Annotated in this window: 14 protein-coding genes and 1 riboswitch; of the genes, 9 read left to right on the forward strand and 5 right to left on the reverse strand. The window is 74.3% G+C overall.

Annotated features, from left to right (window positions below; translation table 11 throughout):
- Positions 1-220 precede the first annotated feature (220 nt).
- The 3 genes from ACIP4P_RS33755 to ACIP4P_RS33765 all read left to right on the forward strand — a co-directional run bounded on the left by ACIP4P_RS33755 (position 221) and on the right by ACIP4P_RS33765 (position 7,111).
- Positions 221-1,027 (forward strand): SAM-dependent methyltransferase, encoded by an 807-nt coding sequence (locus tag ACIP4P_RS33755; protein WP_400925021.1) that lies wholly within the window; start codon positions 221-223, stop codon positions 1,025-1,027.
- Positions 1,028-1,175: 148 nt separating this feature from the next.
- Complete coding sequence (locus tag ACIP4P_RS33760) at positions 1,176-3,296, forward strand: putative bifunctional diguanylate cyclase/phosphodiesterase (protein ID WP_400925023.1); 2,121 nt, start codon at positions 1,176-1,178, stop codon at positions 3,294-3,296.
- A 554-nt stretch (positions 3,297-3,850) separates the two neighbouring features.
- A complete protein-coding gene (locus ACIP4P_RS33765) occupies positions 3,851-7,111 on the forward strand; it encodes a hypothetical protein (RefSeq protein ID WP_400925025.1) in 3,261 nt (1,086 codons plus the stop codon).
- Between the two features lie 105 nt (positions 7,112-7,216).
- On the opposite strand, the gene ribA is transcribed toward ACIP4P_RS33765, so the two are convergent.
- On the reverse strand, positions 7,217-7,846 hold the full coding sequence (ribA, locus tag ACIP4P_RS33770; RefSeq protein WP_400925027.1) for a GTP cyclohydrolase II: 630 nt from the start codon (positions 7,844-7,846) through the stop codon (positions 7,217-7,219).
- Positions 7,847-8,174: 328 nt separating this feature from the next.
- Between ribA and gdhA the strand changes: the two genes are divergently transcribed.
- The 3 genes from gdhA (at position 8,175) to ACIP4P_RS33785 (ending at position 11,689) form a co-directional block, all read left to right on the forward strand.
- A complete protein-coding gene (gdhA, locus tag ACIP4P_RS33775) occupies positions 8,175-9,590 on the forward strand; it encodes an NADP-specific glutamate dehydrogenase (protein WP_400925029.1) in 1,416 nt (471 codons plus the stop codon).
- A gap of 163 nt (positions 9,591-9,753) precedes the next feature.
- Positions 9,754-10,629 carry a GyrI-like domain-containing protein gene (locus tag ACIP4P_RS33780; RefSeq protein ID WP_400925031.1) on the forward strand — a complete coding sequence of 292 codons (876 nt, stop codon included), beginning with the start codon at positions 9,754-9,756 and terminating at the stop codon, positions 10,627-10,629.
- A gap of 295 nt (positions 10,630-10,924) precedes the next feature.
- On the forward strand, positions 10,925-11,689 hold the full coding sequence (locus tag ACIP4P_RS33785) for a VOC family protein (protein WP_400925033.1): 765 nt from the start codon (positions 10,925-10,927) through the stop codon (positions 11,687-11,689).
- Positions 11,690-11,699: 10 nt separating this feature from the next.
- Here ACIP4P_RS33785 and lnt read toward each other — a convergent pair whose 3' ends face one another.
- The 3 genes from lnt to ACIP4P_RS33800 all read right to left on the reverse strand — a co-directional run bounded on the left by lnt (position 11,700) and on the right by ACIP4P_RS33800 (position 17,255).
- Entirely contained in the window at positions 11,700-13,277 is a 1,578-nt protein-coding gene (lnt, locus tag ACIP4P_RS33790) for an apolipoprotein N-acyltransferase (RefSeq protein WP_400925035.1), read from the reverse strand.
- A 190-nt stretch (positions 13,278-13,467) separates the two neighbouring features.
- Positions 13,468-17,124, reverse strand: a complete 3,657-nt coding sequence (cobN, locus tag ACIP4P_RS33795; protein ID WP_400925037.1) for a cobaltochelatase subunit CobN — start codon at positions 17,122-17,124, stop codon at positions 13,468-13,470.
- On the reverse strand, positions 17,121-17,255 hold the full coding sequence (locus ACIP4P_RS33800; protein WP_400925039.1) for a hypothetical protein: 135 nt from the start codon (positions 17,253-17,255) through the stop codon (positions 17,121-17,123). The genes cobN and ACIP4P_RS33800 overlap by 4 nt, the downstream gene beginning before the upstream one ends.
- 47 nt (positions 17,256-17,302) lie before the next feature.
- Positions 17,303-17,388: riboswitch (cobalamin riboswitch) on the reverse strand.
- Between the two features lie 202 nt (positions 17,389-17,590).
- Here ACIP4P_RS33800 and ACIP4P_RS33805 point away from each other — a divergent pair.
- Genes ACIP4P_RS33805 through ACIP4P_RS33815 form a run of 3 tightly spaced genes read left to right on the forward strand, consistent with a single transcriptional unit; the run spans position 17,591 to position 21,014 of the window.
- Positions 17,591-18,877, forward strand: a complete 1,287-nt coding sequence (locus ACIP4P_RS33805) for a cobalamin biosynthesis protein CobG (protein ID WP_400925041.1) — start codon at positions 17,591-17,593, stop codon at positions 18,875-18,877.
- The gene (locus ACIP4P_RS33810; protein ID WP_350512747.1) at positions 18,874-19,500 is read left to right on the forward strand and encodes a precorrin-8X methylmutase; all 627 of its coding nucleotides are present in this window, start codon (positions 18,874-18,876) and stop codon (positions 19,498-19,500) included. The genes ACIP4P_RS33805 and ACIP4P_RS33810 overlap by 4 nt, the downstream gene beginning before the upstream one ends.
- Positions 19,497-21,014, forward strand: a complete 1,518-nt coding sequence (locus tag ACIP4P_RS33815) for a precorrin-2 C(20)-methyltransferase (RefSeq protein ID WP_400925044.1) — start codon at positions 19,497-19,499, stop codon at positions 21,012-21,014. The genes ACIP4P_RS33810 and ACIP4P_RS33815 overlap by 4 nt, the downstream gene beginning before the upstream one ends.
- Before the next feature lie 136 nt (positions 21,015-21,150).
- Here ACIP4P_RS33815 and ACIP4P_RS33820 read toward each other — a convergent pair whose 3' ends face one another.
- Positions 21,151-22,890, reverse strand: a complete 1,740-nt coding sequence (locus ACIP4P_RS33820) for a TIGR03767 family metallophosphoesterase (RefSeq protein ID WP_400925046.1) — start codon at positions 22,888-22,890, stop codon at positions 21,151-21,153.
- Positions 22,891-23,115: the final 225 nt, after the last annotated feature.

Below are 23,115 nucleotides of genomic sequence, written 5' to 3' on the forward strand. Positions count from 1 at the left end.
CAGGGCGCCGGAGCCCGGTGGATCCCGGGCGGAGGGCGCCGCCCGGAGGGGTCGGGAGCGCCGCCCGGAGGGGCGGAGGGCGCCGCCCGGAGGAGGGGCGCACTCCGCTTGCACCCGTTCGGGGTGCGGGGCAGGATCTTGTGTGCTTGTAGTCTCATCAGTCACGGCAGCATCTCCAAGCGCTGCACCCCCCGGAAACCGGAGTGAAGGAGTCACAGGCATGCGGCGACCGAGCTGGGTACCGGAAGGTACGGACCTGGACAAACCGAACGCCGCACGGGTCTACGACTACTACCTCGGGGGCTCGCACAACTTCGAGGTCGACCGGGAGATGGCCCGCCGGGCGATGGAGCTGTGGCCGGAGCTGCCCCAGATCATGCGCTCCAACCGGGCCTTCCTGCGCCGCGCCGTGACCTTCCTCGCCGAGCGCGGGGTCACCCGCTTCCTGGACATCGGCTCCGGCATCCCCACCTTCGGCGCCGTGCACGAGATCGCCCGCGCGATCCGCCCGGAGGCCGAGGTGGTCTACGTGGACCGCGACCCGGTCGCCGTCGCCCACAGCCGGCTGCTGCTCCAGGACGACCCGCACTGCGCCGTCGTCCAGGCCGACCTGCGCGACGTCGACGACCTGCTGGACCGCCCCGAGGTGACCGCCCTGCTGGCCGCAGGGGAGCCGGTGGCCGTCCTGCTGGTGGCCGTCGCCCACTTCGTCAGCGACGACGAGGACCCCTGGAAGCTGGTCGCCACGGTCCGCGACCGCCTCCCGGACGGCAGCGCCCTGGTCCTCTCGCACGCCGCCCTGGAAGCCCGCCCGGACCAGGCCGAGGACCACCAGGAGCTCTACCGGCGGACCCCGACCCCGCTGACCATGCGGACCCGCGAGCAGGTCACCGCGATGTTCGCCGGCTTCGAACTGGTCGAACCGGGCGTGGTCCACCTGCCGCAGTGGCGCCCCGACCAGCCGGACACGGTCGGCGAGCACCCCGAGCGGATCGCCGGGGTGGCGGGCGTGGGGTTCCGCCCTTGAGCGGTGGCGCCGGGAGAGCGACCGACGGCCGTACGCCCCGTGCGGCGGCCGCCGGGCACCCGGCCGCGCCCACCGTCGGGCCCCGGGGGCTCCACGGATCCCGCGGACCCCGCCGGCGGACCGCCGCACCCGTCACCGGGGCGGCCCGATGAGCGGCGCGACCCGGGCCGGCGACACCGCCGAGCGGTTCCACGAGGACTGGTCCCGGCTGCTCGCCACCGACCACGGCATCGCCGTCCACCCCGACCTGCTCGGCCGGCTGGTCGCACGCACCGCCGCCCTGCTGCACCGCGCCCAGCAGGACGAACCCTTCGTGCCCCGGCTGGCCGCCCAGGCCGGCGCCGAACTGGTCGACGCCCACTTCACCGACCCCGCGCTGCTCGCCCGCGCGGTCGAACTGCTCCAGGCCCAGCCGGTCCACGACGACCGCGGCCCCGCCCTGACCGGTGCCTTCGCGGCCGGCTGGGCGAACGCCCTGCGCGAGCGCACGCTGAGCGAGCAGGAGGCGATCCGCACCGCCGCCGACGCCGCCCGCAAGGAGGCCGAGCGGGCCCTGCGCGAGTCCGAGGCCCGGTTCCGCGCGCTGTTCGAGAGCGCCGCGATCGGCATCGCCATCGGCGACACCGACGGCACCATCCTGGCCGTCAACAAGGCCGTGCAGGAGCTGTTCGGCGCGGGACCGGACGACATGATCGGGCGCCGGGTCGACGACCTCGTCCACCCCGAGGACACCCCGGGCGTCTGGGAGGCGTACGAGGAGCTGATCAGCGGCAAGCGGGAGTACTTCCAGTTCGACAAGCCGTACTACCGCCAGGACGGCGAGGTGGTCTGGACCCACCTGACCGTCTCGCTGATCCGCGACGACGACGGCGTCCCGCAGTACCAGGTCGCGATGCTGGAGGACGTCACCGACCGCTACCGGCTCCAGGAGCGGCTGCGCCACCAGGCCACCCATGACCCGCTGACCGGCCTGCCCAACCGCGCCGCCTTCTTCGAGCGGCTGGAGAAGCTGTTCGAGGAGCCGGAGCCCGGCGCCCGCTTCGGCCTCTGCTACGTCGACCTCGACGGCTTCAAGGTGGTCAACGACAGCCTCGGCCACGACATGGGCGACCAGCTGCTGAGCGCCGTCGCCGCCCGGCTCAAGGCCGCCCTCTCCCCGCTCGGCCACCTGGTCGCCCGGCTCGGCGGGGACGAGTTCGTCGTCCTGCTGGAGCACTGCCGGGGCGAGCAGGAGGCGGTCGCCGCCGCCAGGACCGTGCTCAAGGCGCTGGCCGGACCGGTGCTGATCGGCGACCACAAGCTCGCCGTCGGCGCCAGCGTCGGCGTGCTGGAGCGGCGGGTCTCCACCACCACCCCCGGCGCCGCCGTCCGGGCCGCCGACCTGACGCTGTACCGCGCCAAGGAGGCCGGCCGCGGCCGCTGGACGCTGTTCGACCCCAAGGAGAACGCCCGCGCGGTCAGCCGCTACGCGGTGTCGGTCCGGATGCCGGCCGCGCTGGACCGCGGCGAGTTCTTCATCGACTACCAGCCGCTCTACCGCCTCGCCGACGGCCGGATGGCCGCCGTGGAGGCGCTGGTGCGCTGGCGCCACCCGCAGCTCGGCGTGCTCGGCCCGGACGAGTTCGTCACCACCGCCGAGGAGACCGGGCTGATCATGCCGCTCGGCCGCTGGGTGCTGGAACAGGCCTGCGGTCAGGCCGCGGACTGGATCAAGCAGTACGGCGACGCCGCGCCGCAGCTCAACGTCAACCTGGCGGTCCGGCAGGCGCGCAGCGCCGCGCTGGTCACCGACCTCGGCCGGATCCTGGACAGCACCGGCCTGGACCCGGCCCGGCTGCAGCTGGAGATCACCGAGTCGACGGTGGTCGGCCCCGAGGACGAGGCGCTGCGCACCCTGCACGGGCTGGTCGACCTCGGCGTCTCGCTGGCGGTGGACGACTTCGGCACCGGCTGGTCCAACCTCGCCTACCTGCGCGACCTGCCGGTCTCCGGGCTGAAGATCGCCGGTTCCTTCGTCGGCGACCTGCACGATCCGGCGAAGGACGGGGCCACCGGCTGGCGGATCGTCAGCGGCCTGGTCACGATGGCCCACACGCTCGGGCTGAACGTCACCGCGGAGGGCGTGGAGACCCGCAAGGACGCCGAGCGGCTGCGCGCGATGGGCTGCGACTGGGCGCAGGGCTGGCACTTCGGCCGCCCGGTGCAGCCGGTGGAGATCGCCCGCCGGATCGTCGAGGAGCCGGAGGGGCGGCCGGTCGGGGCGGAGTGAGCCGCGTGCCGTCCGCGGCGGGTGCGGACGCGGGTGTGCTGCCGTGAGCGTTCGGTCGTGAACGTGCCGCCGCGCGGCGGTCGTCGGGTACGGGGAATCGTCAACGGCCCTTCGTCGCAGCACGGTTCCGTTCCGGCAAGGGTTCCGGAACCGTTCCGGAAAGCGCCCTGCGGCCCTGCCCGCCGTGCGGGATGATGACGCGTCGACATCACCACCCGGAACCGGTGCGCCCGTGGGCGCGGCCTTCGCACCGACCCCGGGGAGCGGGGAGGGGGAGCGCCGCGATGGGCGCAACGGAGGACGCCGGTCCGGCCGGAAGCGGGGCCGGGGAGGGCCGGCCCCCGGGGTGGTCCGGGGAGCCGCCGCGGACCAGGGTGGACTGGGGGTCGCGGGAACGGGGCTCGCGGTTCCGGGGATCGTGGGACCGGCGGCGCGGTGCGCCGGGCGGGGCGCGGGGCGGTTCGGAGTCCGGTCCGGAGTCCGGTGCGGACCGGCCGTCCCGGCTCGGGGCCCGGCGGCCCGGCGGGGTGGAGCCGGAGGCCGCGACCCGGCGGATGCCGGGCCCCCGCCACGATCCGGACGCCGCGACCCGGCGGATGCCCGGGCCGCGCCACGACCCGGAGGCCGGTACCGGGGCCGTCACCTGGGCCGGCACCGAGGCCGTCACCGAGGTCGTACCGCCCCGGCCCCGGTCCCAGCCCCGGTCCGCGGACGGCCCGGCGTCCTGGCAGGACCACATCGGCCCCGGACCGAGTACGAACGGCGGGCCGGTCCCCAGCCCGACCGGCGACCCGGGACCGGGCGGCGCCCCCGGCCCGGGCGGCGGCTTCGCCGCGCACGGCGGTCCGGCCGAGGACGGCTTCCCGGACGCCCTGCGCGACCGCTTCACCCCGCTGGGCCGGGCGGGCGCGGGTGCCGAGGGCACCGTCTGGTACGTCCGGCGCACCGACGGCGGGACCGACGCGGCCGTCAAGGTGTCCGTGGTGGGCCAGCCGATGGACCACGACCTGCTGTCCCACCTGCGCAACGACGGCTTCCGCCGGCACGTCCCGCACCTGATCGACTTCGGACGGGTCCGCCACCACGGCGCGCTGGTCGACTGGGTGGCGATGGAGTACCTGCCGGTCACCCTCTCCGCGCACGTCGCCGAGCTGCGCCGCAGCGGCGGCCACACCGACCCGCGGACCGCCGAGCAGATCGTCTACGAGCTGGTCTCGCTGCTGGAGTTCTGGCAGCGGCGGATCCAGCGCAACCCGCTGGACTTCAAGCCCGCCAACATCCTGGTCCGCCCCGGCCGCGGCCCGGGGGAGTTCGTGATCGCCGACTTCGGCGGGGTCGACCGGCTCACCGACAGCCGTCGCTTCACCTCCGCGATGATGGTCACCGTCGCCTACATGGCCCCCGAGCAGCTGGCCGGCCAGAACCACGAGGCCGGGCCCTGGTGGGGGTTGGGCAACGTGCTGTACGAACTGTTCGTCGGCCGCCCCCGGTTCGTCGGACCGGACGGCGAGCGGGCCGCCGACCACGACCTGGAACTGGAACTGGTCATGGGCGAGGAGGTGGACCTCACCGCCGTCACCGACCGGCGCCGACTGCTGCTCCTCCAGGGCCTGTTCACCAAGAAGCCGGAGGACCGCTGGACCGCCCCCGAGGTGCGCAGCTGGCTGGCCGGCGGCAGCCCGGAGGTGGTCCGGCGCCGCCCGCAGGCCCGCCGGCCGATCACCTTCCTCGGCGACCCGTTCACCGACCCGGCCCGGCTCACCGAGGTGCTGCTGCGCAACTCCGGTGCGGCGGCCCGCTGGCTGGCGGCGGTCGGGGCGGAGCGGCTGCGCGACTGGCTGCGCGACGAGGTCACGGACTCCGTCTTCGACCTGCACTACCTCACCGACGTGGTCCGCGCGCCCGGCTCCCGGCGGGAGGCGGTGGCCGGGGTCGCCGTGCTCGCCCTCGGCGCCGCCTACGCCCCGTCCGCCGTCCCGCACTACCGCGACCGGCCGGTCGACCCGGCCGGACTGGAACGGATCGCCACCGAGCCGGACGGCGCCGCGTTCATCGACGAACTGGTCCGCGGCGGCGCCCCGGCCGTCGCCGCGCGCTACGACTGCTTCCACCCCGAGTGCTACGGCGAGCACTGCGCGCGGCTGTCGGCCCTGGCCGCCCTGCCGGAGGTACTGGCCGAGGTGGAGCGCACCGCCCGCACCGTCGGCGGCGGGCGGCGCGGGGACGGCGGGCTCAGCCCGGAGGAGCGCGAGGAGGCGCACCGGCTGGCGGTCTGGCTGACCATCCGCCCCGAGGAGCGGCACCGGGTGCTCGGCCGGCTCTCCCCGCTGCCCGCGGCGCTGCACCGACTGCCGCTGCCGGTACGGGTGTCGGAGCTCGCGGCCGTGGTCGCGGCGGCGGTGGTGGACGGGGCGCTGGCGGCGGGTGCCGGGGCCCGTACGGCGGTCCGGGCGGCGGCCCGGCGGCCGGCACCGGACCCGGCGGCGGCCACCCCTCGGGAGATGGTGCGCCGCCGCTGGTCGGCGCTGCGGCGGCGGGCGGTGGGGGCCGACCCGGAGCAGGTCGCGGGGCGGGCGGCGCTGGTGGCCGCCGAGGCGCTGCGGCGGCGCGGCCGGGGGCGGGCGGAACGACCCGAGTCCGAGCCGGGCGTGCTGCGGCAGGGGCGGACGCGGGCCGGCCGGGCGGCGGCCCGGCTGTGGCAGGAGCGGCGCCGACGGGCGCCGGTGGACTGGGCGGCCCGGCTGCGGGTTTGGTGGCCCTACGCCCGGACCATGCTGCCGCGTCGGGTCGCGGCGGTCGCGCTGCTGGTGCTGGGCCTGGGTCTGCTGCTGTGGGCGGGGGCGGTGCTGCGCCACCCGGTCGAGGCGGGGCACCAACTCGACCTCTCGCCGGACCTGTTCGGCGGGTCGTTGCGGCGGGCCGGGCGGCAGGCGGCCGAACAGGTGGTGGGTCAGCTCGGCGGGGCCTTCGTGGCGGCGGCCGTGCTCGCCTTCTTTCCGGCGCCGGTCGGTCTCGGTACGGCCCTGCTGACCGGCGTGGGCGCCTTCGCGATCGGCTACCTACGGCTCGGACCGCCGATGACGGCCCTGCGGGCGCCGCAGCCGGTGGCCGACCGGGTGGTCATGTTCGAGGGTGGGATGGGGAGTTGGGCCGGGATCGCGGCGGTGGTGGCGATCGTGGTGGCCGTGGTGCTGACCGAGCGGGCGGCGAACCGGCTGCTCAAGCCCGCCCAGCGGGCCCGGGGGAGGGTCCGGGCGGCCTGGCGGGACCTCGACCGGCGGGCGGCCCGGGCGGCGGCCGCCGCGGGGCGGCCGGTTCCGTCCGGTGCGGCCGGTGCCGTCGACGGGCGTTGGCGTGCCGGCGGGGCGGGGACGCGGGACCGGCTGCGGTTCGCCCTCGCCAGCACCGGGGTGCTGGTGCTGCTGCTGTGGGCGGCGGTCGAGGTGCGGTTGGCGGCCACCGGGGTGCACCGGACGCCCCACTCCTGGGGGACCGGGCAGACCGGCGCGGCGTACCAGGCCGGGTTCGTCATCCTGCTGGCGGCGCTGTCGCTGCTGAGCACCCTCGGGACGCTGGTCACCGCGCGGGTCCTGTTCGTCTGCTGGATCCTCGGCACCCTGTTCCTGGGGGCCTGGCCCGGGGCGCTGGGGCCGCTGGAGGCCTTGCGGATCCCCGTGTTCCAGGGGCTGTTCGGCGCGGTGGCCGGGTGGTGGGGGCACGGCGCCTTCTGGGCGGCGCTGCTGCTGGTGCTGCCGCTGGCGGCGTACGGGGTGCTGCGGACGGTGCGGGGCGGGTGGCCGACGACTGACAGCTGACAGATTTCATCATCTGTTATCCGTTGTCTGAATGCTGAACTCTGAACGCTGAAATCTGAAAGTTGTCAGCTGTCAGTCGTCGGCCGTCGTACTCGGCGGTCGTGCTCAGCCCACCAGCCGGGAGAGCTCGATCGAGTGCCCGGTCCGTTCCACCTTCGCTGTCAGGTACCGGACGTTACTCGCGGACAGGTGGACGCCGGTGGGCACCCGGTGGCGGACGACGGTCCCGAGTTCGGCCAACTGCGCCGCCTTGTCCGGGTTGTTGCTCAGTAGGTCGATGCCGCCGACGCCGAGCGCGGCGAGCATCTGGGCGGCCGCGGTGTAGTCCCGGCCGTCCTCGGGCAGGCCCAGCGCGGTGTTGGCGTCGTAGGTGTCCAGCCCGGAGTCCTGGAGGGCGTACGCGTCGAGCTTGTTGTAGAGCCCGATGCCCCGGCCCTCCTGGCGCAGGTAGAGCAGGTACCCGCCGGCCTCGCTGATCCGCTCCACCGACTCGCGCAGCTGCGGGCCGCAGTCGCAGCGGTCCGAGCCGAAGACGTCGCCGGTCAGGCACTCGGAATGCAGCCGCACCAGCGGAGTCCCGCCGTCCGGGACCGTGCCGAGGGCGAGCGCCAGGTGCTCGGCGCCGTCGGCGAGGCCGTGGAAGGTGAAGACCTCCGCCTCGGCGCGGTAGCCGTCGGGGAAGGTCAGCGGGATGCGCACGCGCGAGCGCACCGTGGCGGAGCCGGGCTGAGGCATGGACGGGCCTCCGTCGATCGGGGGTGGACCGGGTCGGGTCGCCGTGGATCCCGGTCCATCCGGATGGATCCGGGTGGTTCAGGTCGTTCGGGCGGTTCGGGTGTCGACCGTACTCGGTTGTTCCAATTTGAACAACTGCCTACTGCCGGTGACCGCTCCGACTACGGAGGCGGACAACACCCCACCCGCCCCGGCTGTTCCCGCCCCGCGTTCCAGCATGTGGAAGGAGTGGGAACCGAGGTGTGGACACTGCGAGACTGCGTCCCGTTTCCTGGGCACGGGAACGCCTCGCGCACGACCACCGACGACCACGGAAGGTCCTGATCAGATGCCCACGAGCCGCGCCACCACCCCTGCCACTCCCGCTCCCTCCGCCCCCTTCGACCCGGCCCGCCTCGACGCCGAGCAGCGCGCGATCGAGACGCTCTACGCGGACGTGGTCCGCCGCAACAAGGGCGAGACGGAGTTCCACCAGGCCGTCCACGAGGTGCTGGAGACCCTCGCCCCGGTGCTCGCCCACCGCCCCGAACTCCTCGACGCCCGGATCATCGAGCGGATCTGCGAGCCCGAGCGCCAGCTGATGTTCCGGGTCCCGTGGACGGACGACTCCGGCGACATCCACGTCAACCGGGGCTTCCGGGTGGAGTTCAGCAGCGCCCTCGGCCCGTACAAGGGCGGTCTGCGCTTCCACCCCTCGGTGAACCTCGGCATCGTCAAGTTCCTCGGCTTCGAGCAGATCTTCAAGAACGCACTCACCGGGCTGGCCATCGGCGGCGGCAAGGGTGGCTCCGACTTCGACCCCAAGGGCCGTTCGGACGCCGAGATCATGCGGTTCTGCCAGTCCTTCATGACCGAACTGCACCGCCACCTCGGGGAGCACACCGACGTGCCGGCCGGTGACATCGGCGTCGGCGGCCGGGAGATCGGCTACCTGTTCGGCCAGTACAAGCGGATCACCAACCGCTACGAGGCCGGCGTGCTCACCGGGAAGGGCCTCGGCTGGGGCGGCGCCCAGGTCCGCACGGAGGCCACCGGCTACGGCTGCGTGCTGTTCACCGCCGAGATGCTGCGCAGCCGCGGCGAGGGCCTGGACGGGCGCCGGGTGCTGGTCTCCGGCTCCGGCAACGTCGCCGTGTACGCGATCGAGAAGGCCCAGCAGCTCGGCGCGACCGTGCTGACCTGTTCCGACTCCTCCGGCTACGTGGTGGACGAGAAGGGCATCGACCTCGACCTGCTCAAGGAGGTCAAGGAGGTCCGGCGCGGCCGGATCGCCGAGTACGCCCAACTGCGGGGCAGCCACGTGAAGTTCGTCGAGGGTCCGGGCGTGTGGAGCGTACCCGGGGACGTCGCGCTGCCCTGCGCCACCCAGAACGAGCTGACCGAGGCGGACGCGCTCGCCCTGGTCCGCAACGGGGTGCTGGCCGTCGCCGAGGGCGCCAACATGCCCACCACCCCCGAGGCGGTGCGGGTGTTCCAGGAGGCCGGGGTGGCCTTCGGTCCGGGCAAGGCGGCCAACGCGGGCGGCGTCGCGACCAGCGCACTGGAGATGCAGCAGAACGCCTCGCGCGACTCCTGGACCTTCGAGCGCACCGAGGAGCGGCTGGCCGGGATCATGAAGCACATCCACGATTCCTGCTTCACCACCGCCGAGCGCTACGGGCACCCGGGTGACTACGTGGCGGGCGCGAACATCGCGGGCTTCGAGCTGGTCGCGGACGCGATGCTGGCCCAGGGCCTGGTCTGATCCCCGGCTCCCGCCCGCCCGTCCGCCTGCCAGCCAGCCCGCCAGCCGGCCCGGCACCTGGCACCCGGCGATCGGTACCCGACCGTGACGGGCACCGATTGTCGGGTGCGGCAGGGTGGGTCCTTCCTACGGTGGTGATCAGTAAGGGAAGGACGGGGTGGGCGTGCTGGAGCACCTGAACCGGGCGATGGAGCACATCGAACGGAACCTGGAGCAGGAGATCGACGTGGCCGAACTGGCGCGGATCGCGATGACGTCGGAGTACCACTTCCGGCGGCTGTTCTCGATGCTCGCCGGGATGCCGCTGTCGGAGTACGTCCGGCGCCGGCGACTGACCGTCGCCGGGGCCGAAGTACTGGACGGCGGACGGACGTTGCTCGACATCGCGGTCCGTTACGGCTATACCTCGGGGGAGGCGTTCGCCCGGGCGTTCCGGGCGATGCACGGGGTCGGGCCCGGGGAGGCCCGGCGCGACGGTGCGACGCTCATCTCCCAACCCCGGATGTCCTTCCGACTCATCGTGGAGGGAAGCAGCAGCATGGAATACCGGATCATCGAGAAGCCGGACTTCCGGATCGTCGGCAGGAAGGCCCGGGTGCCGCTGATCTACCAGGGCGTCAATCCGCACATCGCCGACTTCATCAAGGGGATCGGCGCGGAGACCGTCGGGCGGATCACGGCGCTGAGCGCCGCGGACCCGAAGGGCATCGTCTCGGTGTCCGACGACTTCTCGCCCAACCGGGAGGAGGGGTCCGAACTCGACTACTGGCACGCGGTGGTGGCGCGTGAGGACGCCGTCGTCCCGGATGACCTGGAGGTCCTGCACGTCCCGGCCGGGACGTGGGCGGTGTTCACCAACAGCGGGCCGTTCCCGCAGGCGCTGCAGGAGATGTGGGGGGAGACCTACAGCCAGTGGTTCCCGTCCAACCCGTACGAGACCCGGCCGGGCCCGGAGCTCCTACAGACCCGCTTCGTGCCGGGGACGGGCGACGCCGAGGCGGAGCTCTGGCTGCCGGTGACACGGACCGCGCGCGGCTGACCCGCGGCAGCGGCCGACGCGTAACGGATAGCGGCTAACGGCCAGCGGATAACGGAGAACAAGTAACAGCGAACGGATGACAGATGTCAACATCTGTCATCCGTTCGCTGTTATCTGTTTGCTGTCATCTGTTCGCCCCCGTGCTCGTCCCCCCGTTCGGCCCACCAGCGCCAGCTCCGCCCACCCCCGCCCCGCATGCTGGGACCGGGGTGGCCGCCGGTGGGGGCGGTAGCCGGAGAGCCCCGAGAAGCCCGAGAGCGCTGAGAGTCCCGACAGCCCCTGAGAGCCAGGAGCCATGAAGCAGACCTCCGTCACCACCAACGCCCCCTGCTGGGTCGAGCTGGGCACCGACGACCCGCCCGCCGCCCGGACCTTCTACACCGAACTGTTCGGCTGGCGCCCCGACAGCGATGTCCGCCCCGAGGCCGAGGGCTACACCCGGATGTTCCTGGGCGAGGCGGCGGCCGCCGCCGTCGGCCCGCGCAACGCTCCGCAGCAGCCGACCGCCTGGACGGTCGCCTTCGCGGTCGCCGATGCCGACGCCGCGGCGGCCAAGGTCGAGGCGGCTGGCGGCGTGCTCCGCAAGGAGCCCACCGACGTGCCCGACCACGGCCGCTTCTCGGTGGCCGCCGACCCGTCCGGCGCGGTCTTCATCCTCTGGCAGGGCCGCGGCTTCAAGGGCGCCGGGGTGTTCAACGAGCCCGGCTCGCTCGGCTGGGCGGAACTGGCCACCCGGGACGCGGCCGGCGCGACCGCGTTCTACCCGGCGGTCTTCGGCTGGTCCGTCGCCCCGGGCGAGCACTACACCCAATGGGGCCTGGACGGCCAGGACTTCGGCGGCATGCTGGTGATGGACGACCGTTTCCCGCCCGAGGTGCCGCCGCACTGGCTGCCGTACTTCTCGGTCGCCGACGCCGACAACACGGTCAGCCGGGCGGTCGGGATGGGCGCGGACGTGCTGATGCCCGCCGTCTCGATGGAGGGCGGTCGGCGGATCGCCGTGCTGCGCGACGCCCAGGGCGCGGTGTTCGGCATCTACCGCGACGGCGACGCGCCCTGAGGGCGGGGCGCTACGCGGCCCGGGAGCCCCCCGAGCGACGCGAGCGCCACGCGGCCACCGCCGCGCCCGCCGTGACCAGCAGCGCGCCCAGCGGCACCACGTCGCCGATCCGGTCGTACCAGGTCAGCGTCCCGGGCGCGGTGAGCGGCAGCCGCACGGTCAGCGCGCCGGTGCGGTCGGTGCCGAGCCGGCCGAGCTCGCGGCCCTGGGCGTCGAAGGCGGCGGAGACCCCGGTCAGCGAGGCCTGGACGGCCGGCCGCCCGGTCTCGGCGGCCCGGATCGCCGCCAGCGAGACGTGCTGCTCGGGCGCCCAGGTGTGCTGGAAGGTCGAGGTCGAGGACTGGTAGACCAGCACCCGGGCGCCGTCCCGGGCCGCGGTGCGCGCCATGTCCGGGAAGGCCGACTCGAAGCAGATCAGCGCCCCGACCGGCAGCGGCCGCCCCGCGCGGTCGGTGGCGGGCAGCACGTGGAAGGCGGTGCCGGGGGCCCGGTTCTCGCCCGCGGCCCGGCTGACCCCGGCGATCCAGCCGAGCACCGGCCGCAGCGGGATGTACTCGCCGAAGGGCACCAGCCGGATCTTGCGGTAGCGGTCCACCACGCCGGCCGGGGAGACCAGCACCGCGTCCTTGGAGATCCGCCCGTCCGCCTTGCGGGCGTCCTCCCCGGCCATCACCTCGGCGCCGGTGGTGGTGGCGAGCCGGCGCAGCGCGTCCAGGGCGGCCGGGTCGCGGTCCAGGTCGGCGGTGGTGCTGCTCTCGCCCCACACCACCAGGTCCACCGGCTCGCCGACCAGGTCGGCGGTGGTCCGCGCGCTGGCGTCGAACCGGGCCTGCGGGTCCTCGACGATGCCGGGCTGGACCAGGGCCACCGTCACCGCCCCGGCCCCCGCCGGTCCCGGGCGCAGCGCGAACAGCAGCGGACCGGCGGCCAGCACCAGCACGGTGGCCAGTGCCGCGACCGCCCGGGGGCGCCGGTGCACCGCCGTCAGCACGACCAGCACCCCGGTGTTGACGGCCGCCACCGCCGCGCTGACCAGCCAGATCCCGCCCGCCGACGCCAGGGCGAGGACCGCCGGGTGCTGCCACTGGGTGGCGCCGAGCAGCGCCCACGGCCCGCCGAGCGCGTGCCAGGACCGGGCGTACTCGGTGCCCACCCACACCGCCGGGACGACCAGCAGCGCGAGCAGCGCCCGACGGGTGGTCAGCGGCGGGCGCAGCAGGAGGTGCACGGCGTACCCGACCGGCGCCTGCAGCGCCCCGAACAGCACCGCGAGCAGCGGCAGCGCGGGCCCGACGGACGGCACCAGCCAGTACATCGCGGTCAGGATGAACCCGGCCCCGAACCACCACCCGCGCACCGCCGCCTCCCGCCCCGACGGCGCCCGCTGCATCAGCAGCAACCCCGGCACCAGCGCGACCCAGGCCAGCCAGGCCTGCCCGGGCACCGGGAACGCCACCACCGGCACGGCCCCGGCCGCCAGCGCCCCGACCCGCGCCCGGTACCGGAGACGGCGCGGCGGGCGCGGCTCCGGCTCCTCCGGGGCAGCCGTGCTCAGGACTGGGGCGGTGGGACCGCTGTGGCGCGACATGCCCCGTATTGTCCGCTCGGGCGCCGCCCGGTGCCAGATGGCGGTACGCCAGGTTGACGCCGGTCCTCGGCGGGAGCAGGAGCAGGAGCGGGAGCGGGCCGGGAGCGGGCTCGGGCTGGGCCGGGGTCGGGCCAGGGGAGCCGGGTCGGGCTCGTGGGTGGCACCCCGGGAGGCGCCACCCACCGGGGCGTCAGCCCTCGTCGCCCTCCAGGTCGCCCTCGGTCTCCAGGAACGCGGCCTGCAGCTGCTCGATCAGCTGCGGGTCCGGCTGCTCCCACAGTCCGCGGCTGGCCGCCTCCAGCAGTCGCTCGCTGATCCCGTGCAGGGCCCACGGGTTGGCGCCCGCCAGGAACTCGCGGTTGACCGGGTCGAGGACGTACTCCTGGGTGAGCTTCTCGTACATCCAGTCCGCGACCACGCCCGTGGTGGCGTCGTAGCCGAACAGGTAGTCGACGGTGGCGGCCATCTCGAAGGCGCCCTTGTAGCCGTGGCGGCGCATCGCCTCGATCCAGCGCGGGTTGACCACCCGGGCGCGGAAGACGCGGGCGGCCTCCTCGGTCAGGGTGCGGGTGCGGACCGTCTCCGGGCGGGTCGAGTCGCCGATGTAGGCGGTCGGGGCCTTGCCGGTGAGGGCGCGCACGGTGGCCACCATGCCGCCGTGGTACTGGAAGTAGTCGTCCGAGTCGGCGATGTCGTGCTCGCGGGTGTCGGTGTTCTTCGCGGCGACGGTGATCCGCTTGTACGCGGTCTCCATCTCCTCGCGGGCCGGGCGCCCGTCCAGTCCGCGGCCGTACGCGTAGCCGCCCCAGACGGTGTACACCTCGGCGAGGTCGGCGTCGGTGCGCCAGTCCCGGCTGTCGATCAGCTGGAGCAGGCCCGCCCCGTAGGTGCCCGGGCGGGAGCCGAAGACCCGGACGGTGGCCTTGCGCTCGTCGCCGTGCACCGCCAGGTCGGCCTGGACGTGGGCGCGGACGAAGTTGTCCTCGTCGGCCTCCTCCTGGGCGGCGGCCAAGCGCACCGCGTCGTCCAGCAGGGCGACCACGTGCGGGAACGCGTCCCGGAAGAAGCCGGAGATGCGCAGCGTGACGTCGATCCGAGGGCGGCCGAGCTCGGCCTGCGGGACCGCCTCCAGGCCGGTGACCCGGCGCGAGGCGTCGTCCCAGACCGGGCGGACGCCGAGCAGGGCGAAGGCCTCGGCGATGTCGTCGCCGGCGGTGCGCATCGCGCTGGTGCCCCAGAGCGAGAGCCCGACCGACGGCGGGTAGGCGCCGTCGTTGTCGGCCCGGTAGCGGTCGATCAGCGAGGAGGCGAGCGCCTGGCCGGTCTCCCAGGCCAGCTTGCTGGGGACGGCCTTGGGGTCGACGGAGTAGAAGTTGCGGCCGGTCGGCAGCACGTTGACCAGGCCGCGCAGCGGCGAGCCGGAGGGGCCGGCCGGGACGAAGCCGCCCTGGAGCGCGTGCAGCACGGCGTCGAGCTCGTCGGTGGTGGCGGACAGCCGCGGCACCACCTGGACGGCGGCGAAGTCGAGGACCCGGTGGACGGCCTCCGGCAGCCCGGCGGCGACCTTCTCGACCGCCTCGGGCGCCCAGCCCTCCGCCTCCATCGCCTCGACCAGGGCGCGGGCCTGCGCCTCGGCCGCGTCGGTGGCGCCGAGGGTGAGGGCCGCCTCGTCCAGGCCGAGCGCCTCGCGCAGACCGGGCAGCGCGCTGACGCCGCCCCAGATCTGCCGGGCCCGCAGGATGGCGAGCACGATGTTGACCCGGTCGGTGCCGGCCGGGGCCTGGCCCAGGACGTGCAGGCCGTCGCGGATCTGGGCGTCCTTGATCTCGCACAGCCAGCCGTCGACGTGCAGCAGGAAGTCGTCGAAGCCGTCGTCCTCGGGGCGCTCGTCCAGGCCGAGGTCGTGGTCCAGCTTGGCGGCCTGGATCAGGGTCCAGATCTGGGCGCGGATCGCGGGCAGCTTGGCCGGGTCCATCGCGGCGATGTTGGAGTGCTCGTCGAGCAGCTGCTCCAGCCGCGCGATGTCGCCGTAGGAGTCGGCGCGGGCCATCGGCGGGACGAGGTGGTCGACCAGGGTGGCGTGGGCGCGGCGCTTGGCCTGGGTGCCCTCGCCCGGGTCGTTGACCAGGAAGGGGTAGATCAGCGGGAGGTCGCCGAGGACGGCGTCCGGGCCGCACTCGGCGGACAGCGCGGCGGTCTTGCCGGGCAGCCACTCCAGGTTGCCGTGCTTGCCGAGGTGGATGACGGCGTGGGCGCCGAAGCCGCCGTCCTCCTGGCGGGCCTGGATCCAGCGGTAGGCGGCCAGGTAGTGGTGGCTCGGCGGGAGGTCGGGGTCGTGGTAGATGGCGACCGGGTTCTCGCCGAAGCCGCGCGGCGGCTGGATCAGCACCAGCAGGTTCCCGGAGCGGATCGCGGCGAGCACGATGTCGCCGTCCGGGTTCTGCGAGCGGTCGACGTACAGCTCGCCGGGCGCCGGGCCCCAGTGCTCCTCGACCTGCTCGCGCAGGCCCTGGGGGAGGGTGGCGTACCAGCGGCGGTAGTCGGCGGCGGGGATGCGGACCGGGTTGCGGGCCAGCTGGTCCTCGGTGAGCCAGTCCTGGTCGTAGCCGCCGGCCGCGATCAGGGCGTGGATCAGGGCGTCGCCCTCGTGGCCGTCGTCCTCGCCGCCGTCGGTGGCGGAGTTGAAGCCGGGCAGCTCGGCGCCGAGGTCCATGCCCTCCGCGCGCAGCCGCTCCAGCAGGCGCATCGCGCTGGCCGGGGTGTCCAGGCCGACGGCGTTGCCGACGCGCGAGTGCTTGGTCGGGTACGCGGACAGCACCAGGGCGAGCCGGCGCTCGGCGGCCGGGACGTGCCGCAGCCGGGCGTGGGCGACGGCGGTGCCGGCCACCCGGGCGGCGCGCTCCGGGTCGGCGGCGTAGACGGTCAGACCGTCCTCGTCCAGCTCCTTGAAGGAGAACGGGACGGAGATCAGGCGGCCGTCGAACTCGGGCACCGCGATCTGGGTGGCGGTGTCCAGCGGGGACAGGCCGTCGTCGCTGGCCTCCCACTGGGCGCGCGACCAGGTGAGACAGAGCGCCTGGAGGATCGGACGGTCCAGGGCGGCCAGCGCGCCGGCGTCCCAGGCCTCCTCGTCGCCGCCGGCCTGGGCGTCGGCGGGGCGGGTGCCGCCGGCGGCGAGCACGGTGGTGACGATCGCGTCGGCCTCGCCGAGCGCGGCCAGCAGCTCGGGCTCGGCGCCGCGCAGCGAGGCGCAGTAGTAGGCCCGGGCCTGCGCGCCCTGGTCCTCTATCGCCCCGCAGAGCGTCTCCACGAAGGCGGTGTTGCCGCTCATGTGGTGGGCCCGGTAGTACAGCACCGCGACGGTCGGACCGCCGCCGCCGGGGCCCTCGCCGCCGGCGGCCTCGGTGGTACGGGCTTCGCGCTCCAGCGGGCCCCAGGCGGGTGCGGAGGCGGGCGGGGCGAAGCCGTGGCCGGTCAGCAGCACGGTGTCGGAGAGGAACGCCGCCAGCTCGGCCAGGTTGGCCGCGCCGCCGTGGGCGAGGTAGGCGTGCGCCTCGGCCGCGATGCCGGCCGGGACGGTGGACAGCTCCATCAGCTGGGCGTCGGGGGCCTGCTCACCGGTCAGCACGACCACCGGGCGGGGGCCGGCCAGCAGCGCGTCCAGGCCCTCCTGCCAGGCGCGGCGGCCGCCGAGCAGCCGGACCACCACCAGCTCGGTGCCCTCCAGCAGGGCGGGCAGGTCCTCGGGGGTCAGGCGGGCCGGGTTGCCGAGCCGGTACGGGACCGGTCCGGTCGAGGCGCGGGCACTGAGCAGGTCGGTGTCGGACGTCGACAGCAGCAGGATCATGCGAAGGCCCTCCCGGCCTCGTCGGTGGCCAGGGCGGCCGCAGTGGTGACCGGGGCGGCCACGATGGTGACCGGGGCGGCCACGGTGGTGGCCGGGGAAACGGGTGCGGGTATGCGACAGCGGTGGTGCATTTCTGCCTTCCTCGGGGTCCGCGCCCCGGGCCGGTGGACGACGGCGGGAGTTCCTGGCTCCCGCGGTCGACCGGTTTCCCGGTGAGCCGCGGTCACAGTGGCGGGACCGCACCGGGCTTGCACCGGCTTCCTCCCCTGCGCCGTCGCTGGCGGTGGACGGCCCGCTGGGACCGTCCGCCCTGCATCGTACGGGGTAGGGCTGACCTGGGGGAGAGTCGGCTTCGCCGGGCCCGGCGCACGGGTGGGCGGTGACCCGGCGCACGGCGTCGCCCGGTGCTCCGGGTGTGATGCAACGGACGGCGGCAAGCGATCGGATCATCTGTATGCTCGCCGCCATGCCACCGACACCCGACGCCACCGCGCCGGGCGCCGCCGTGCCCGACCGGGGGCGCGCGGACGCCTGCCCCGGGGCACTGCGCCTGCACACCGCCGACGACGGCGGCCTCGCCCGGGTCCGGCTGCCCGGCGGACTGCTGACGGACCGTCAGGCGACGGCCCTGGCCGAGGCGGCCCAGGCCCTGGGTGACGGGGAGTTGGAGACCACCTCGCGCGGCAACGTCCAACTGCGCGGCCTGAGTCCGGACTGCGGCGCGGAACTCGCCGAGCGGCTGCGCGCGGTCGGACTGCTGCCCTCGGACACCCACGAGCGGGTGCGCAACATCGTCGCCTCGCCGCTGGCCGGGCTGGACGGGACCGGCGGCGCGGACGTGCAGGCCTGGGTGCGCGAACTCGACGCCCGGCTGTGCGCGAGCGACTGGGCGACCGGGCTCTCCGGCAAGTTCCTGTTCGCGCTGGACGACGGGCGGGGCGACGTCGCCGCGCTCGACGCCGATGTGACATTGATCGCAGCCTCGGCCGGCCCTGCGCTGCTGCGGCTCGGCCGGGCCGTCCACGGGCGCCCCGTCGCGGCCGGGCAGGAGGTGACGGCCGTGCTGGACGCGGCCCGCGCCTTCCTGGACGCGCTGCGCCGCACCGGCCGCACGGCCTGGCACCTGCGCGAGGTGCCCGACCTGCTGCCGCCCGGCGAGGTGCCGCTGCCCGCGCCCGCCGGCCCCGCCGCCGTGGCCCCGGTCGGTGCGCTGCCCGGCGGACTCGCGGTGGGCATGCGCTTCGGCCGGGCGAGCGCCGAGCAGTGGCGCGCACTGGTCGACGCCTCGGCCGGCGAACTGCGGCTGACCCCCTGGCGGGGCGCGGTGCTGCCGGGCGCGACGGCCGACCGGCTGCCCGCGCTGGCGGCCGCCGGGTTCCGCACCGAGCCGGGCTCGGCCTGGGAGCGGGCCACCGCCTGCACCGGGCTGCCGGGCTGCGCCAAGTCGCTCGCGGACGTACGGGCCGACGCGGCCCGGGCGTTGGAGCAGGGGAGCGGCGGACTGCCCGTCCACTGGTCCGGCTGCGAGCGGCGCTGCGGCCACCCGGCCGGGCGGTGGGTGGACGTGCTCGCCACCGGGCGCGGCTACCGGGTCACGGTGAACGAGCCGACGGTGAACGGGGCGACGGTCACCGGACCGACGGTGAACGGGGCGACGGTGAACGGATCGACCACGACCGCGGGCGTACCCGTGGACGTGAGGAACGAGGAGATGGCCGAGGCGGTCGCCGCGGCCAGGAGGACCACGAATTGATCGAGTACGAGAAGGACGGCGCGTCCATCTACCGCCAGTCCTTTGCCACCATCCGTGCGGAGGCCGATCTGGCCTCCCTCCCGGCGGACGTCTCCCAGGTCGCGGTGCGGATGATCCATGCCTGCGGGATGACCGACCTGGTCGAGGACCTGGTGTACTCGCCCGGTGTGGTCGCCTCGGCGCGCGCGGCGCTGAACGCCGGTGCGCCGATCCTGTGCGACGTGAACATGGTGGCCAGCGGCGTCACCCGCAAGCGGCTGCCCGCCGACAACGAGGTGATCTGCACCCTCACCGACCCGTCGGTCCCCGAGCTGGCCCGCGCGATGGGCAACACCCGCAGTGCGGCGGCCATGGAGCTGTGGCTGCCCCGGCTGGAGGGCGCGGTGGTCGCCGTCGGCAACGCGCCGACCTCGCTGTTCCGGCTGCTGGAGATGATCGAGGCGGGCGCGCCGCGTCCGGCCGCGGTGATCGGCGTGCCGGTCGGCTTCATCGGCGCCGCCGAGTCCAAGCAGGCCCTGGCCGAACACCCCTCCGGTCTGGAGCACTTGGTGGTGCGCGGTCGCCGTGGCGGCAGCGCGATGGCCGCGGCGGCGATCAACGCGATTGCGAGCGAAGCAGAGTGACGAACGATCAGAGCAGCGCGGGCCGACTGTACGGGGTCGGGCTCGGCCCGGGCGACCCCTCGCTGGTGACCGTCCGCGCGGCCGAACTCATCGGCAAGGCTGACGTGGTGGCTTACCACAGCGCCCGGCACGGCCGCTCCATCGCGCGGTCGATCGCCGAGCGCTATCTGACGGGTGGTCAGATCGAGGAGAAGCTGGTCTACCCGCTCACCGTCGAGACCACCGACCACCCCGGCGGTTACCGGGGTGCGCTGGACGAGTTCTACGAGGAGGCCGCCGAGCGGCTGGCCGCCCACCTGGACGCCGGGCGCGACGTGGTGGTGCTCGCCGAGGGCGATCCGCTGTTCTACGGCTCGTACCAGCACATGCACAAGCGGCTCGCGCACCGCTACCCGACCGAGGTGGTGCCCGGCGTGACCTCGGTCAGCGCGGCGGCGGCCCGGCTCGGGCAGCCGTTGACCGAGGCCGAGGAGACCCTCACCGTCATCCCGGGCACGCTGCCCGAGGAGGAGCTGACGGCGCGGATCGCCGCCGCCGACTCCGCGGTGATCATGAAGCTGGGGCGCACCTTCCCGGCCGTCCGGCGGGCGCTGGAGCGGGCCGGGCGACTGGACGACGCCCAGTACGTCGAGCGCGCCTTCATGGACGGGGAGCGCATCGTGCCGCTCGCCGAGGTGGCGGAGGAGAGCGTCCCGTACTTCTCGGTGGCGGTGCTGCCGAGCAAGGTCGCACCGCTGGAGCCGGTGGTGCGGCTCGCGGACGGCGTGGGCGGCGTGACCGTGGTGGGCACCGGGCCGGCCGGGCCGCTCTGGCTCACCCCGGAGGCGCGCGGGGCGCTGGCCGAGGCCACCGACCTGGTCGGCTACACCACGTACCTGGACCGGGTGCCGGAGCGGCCGGGGCAGCGGCGGCACGGCTCGGACAACAAGGTGGAGTCCGAGCGGGCCGAGTTCGCGCTGGACCTCGCCCGGCGCGGCCACAAGGTGTGCGTGGTGTCCTCGGGCGATCCGGGCGTCTTCGCGATGGCCACCGCCGTGCTGGAGGTCGCCTGCGAGCCGGACTACCGGGACGTGCCGGTGCGGATCGTCCCCGGGATGACCGCCGCCCACGCGGCGGCCTCCCGGGCGGGCGCCCCGCTCGGGCACGACTACGCGGTGGTGTCGCTGTCGGACCGGCTCAAGCCCTGGGACGTGGTGGCGGAGCGGCTGCGCGCCGCGGCCGGAGCGGACCTGGTGCTCGCGCTGTACAACCCGGGGTCGAAGTCCCGCACCACCCAGGTCGGCCTGGCCAAGGACCTGCTGCTGGAGTACCGCGCGCCGGAGACCCCGGTGGTGATGGCCCGCGATGTGGGCGGGCCGACCGAGCGGATCCGGATCGTTCGGCTGGGCGAGCTGGACCCGGCGCTGGTGGACATGCGGACCATCCTGCTGATCGGCTCCTCGCAGACCCAGGCGGTCGAGCGGAGCGAGGGCGTGGAGGTCGTCTGGACGCCCCGGCGGTACCCGGAGGCGTGACGGTGGCCGGCTGATCCACGAGCGGCGAACAGCGATCAGCGAACGGATGACAGCTAACAGAGTTCATCATCTGTTAGCTGTCATCTGTTCTTTGTTCCCTGTTCGCCGTCGGTCGTCTGCCGTCAGCCGCGCGCCGTCACCGCGTCGGCTTGGTGATCAGCAGCTCGGTGTTGTGGTCCGCCCCGGTGCCGAGCAGCGACGTGACCCGCCCGTTCGGGTCGTTGTACGCCAACTCGCGGTACAGCGCCGCCAGGTTGGCGTCCGAGGTGCCGCCGAAGTCCGTCGTGTACGGCGCGCCGGACTCGATCAGCGTGGTGAACAGCGACAGGGTGCCGTCCCCGTTGTCCGCGATCTCGATGATCCGCCCGTGCTGCGGGTAGTCGATGTGCGAGGCGGTGTTGATCTCCCAGAACGCCCGCTCCGGTACCGCGTGGCCGTGCGCCGTGATCTTGTTCATGTGGGTGTGCCCGTTCACCCAGGCGACCACGTTCGGGTAGCGCTGCAGCAGCGCGACCAACTCGTTGCCGTCGTGCCGCTTCTCGAAGATGTTGCGCGGGTCCGGCAGCAGGTTGCCCATCGAGCCGCTGGTGTGGTGGCTGAAGACCAGGATCACGTCGTCCGTGCTGCCGCCGTTGACCCGGTTCCCGTTGGGGTCGTACCAGTGCCCACTGTGGTTCTTCAACTGCTGCTCCAGCCAGCGCAGTTGGGAGGTGCCCAGGGAACCGTCGGCGAATCCGGCCTGGTTGGTGGTGTCCAGGCTGATGCCGACGACCTTCTCCGAGATCCGGAAGGTGTAGTAGAGCTTGCCGCTGCCCACCATGTCCGAGGTGAAGCCGTGCCCGTACGGACCGGCGCCGGTGACCGCCGGGTCGAGGTGCGCCTTGGCGAACTGCTTGAGGGTGAACGGGTGTCGGCGCTCGTCCGGGGTCACCCGGCGCACCGCCTCGCCGTTGGTGAGCAGCTTGGCGAGCAGCAGGACGGCGCCCGCCGGGTCGCGGCGCAGCGAGTCGGCCAGCTGTCCGGCGGTCGCGTCGTCGCAGCCCTCCAGCTTGAGTCCGCCGGTGTAGAGGTCGTTCAGCAGCCCGAAGTCGGGCAGCGAGCCCTCGATGCTGTCGTCGTGGTTGCCGACCGTGGTGTACCAGGGGGTCTTCAGGCCGGGCGCGTCGAAGGGTCGGCCGGCCGCCGACAGGAAGCCGGGTATCTGCGGGAAGCCCTTCGCCTTGTAGGCGTCCTGGTAGGCGAGTTCGGGGTTCCAGAAGCCGGCGTTGCCGGAGTTCTGGACGCCCTCGTAGCGGTTCGGGTCGCCGGTGTTCTGGGCCAGTCGCCCACCGCCCATGACGGTGAGGTACCAGTCGAGTTCGGCCAGCTCGTGGTTGTCGGTGTTGTCACCGGTGGCCATCACCAGGCTGAACGGCATCCCGGTGTAGGGGCCGCCGTCGAGCGAGTTGACCCGCTCGACGAGGGCCGAGACGCCCCGGGCGTTCAGCGCCTCCTGCGGCCGGTAGGCGCTGTCGGTGAACTTGGCCAGGAACTCGAAGCGCACCGGCGACTCGGTGTCCACCAGGTGCAGGTCGCTGAACTGGACGAAGCTGGCCAGTCCGGTGCGGCGGTCGTCGCGGCCGGAGCCCGGTGCCGCGAGCTCCCCGCGCACCACCAGCGGCCAGCCCGGTCCGGCCGTCAGTCGCTTGTAGGGGCCGGTGCCGGCCGGCGTGGCCACCTGCTCCAGGGTCGTCCCGGTGACCTTGACGGCCCGTGCGGCCGTGGTCGCCAGCGCCCGGTCCCGCGCGGCGGCCGAGGCGAGCTGCGCGCCGCCCAGGGACAGGGCCGACCAGGCGGCGGCCACCGACGTGCCGGTGAGGAACGTACGGCGTCTCATACCTGCCACGAAAACTCCCACATGCCGATGCCCGGTCGGGAAGGACGTCCCGTCCACCGGGGCTGAGTGTCATGAACCCGCTGCTGGCGGGCCGCCAGATTACCCACGGGTAGCTGTCGGGCGTTAGACCCGTGCGGAGAACTTTCCGGGAACGCGGGACGGCCCCCGTTCGCAGGCTGCACACGGGTCGTCGGTCGTCACCCCGCCCCCGGTGGCGTGCGGGCG

Source organism: Kitasatospora sp. NPDC089509, assembly GCF_044749365.1.
Classification (GTDB): Bacteria; Actinomycetota; Actinomycetes; order Streptomycetales; family Streptomycetaceae; genus Kitasatospora.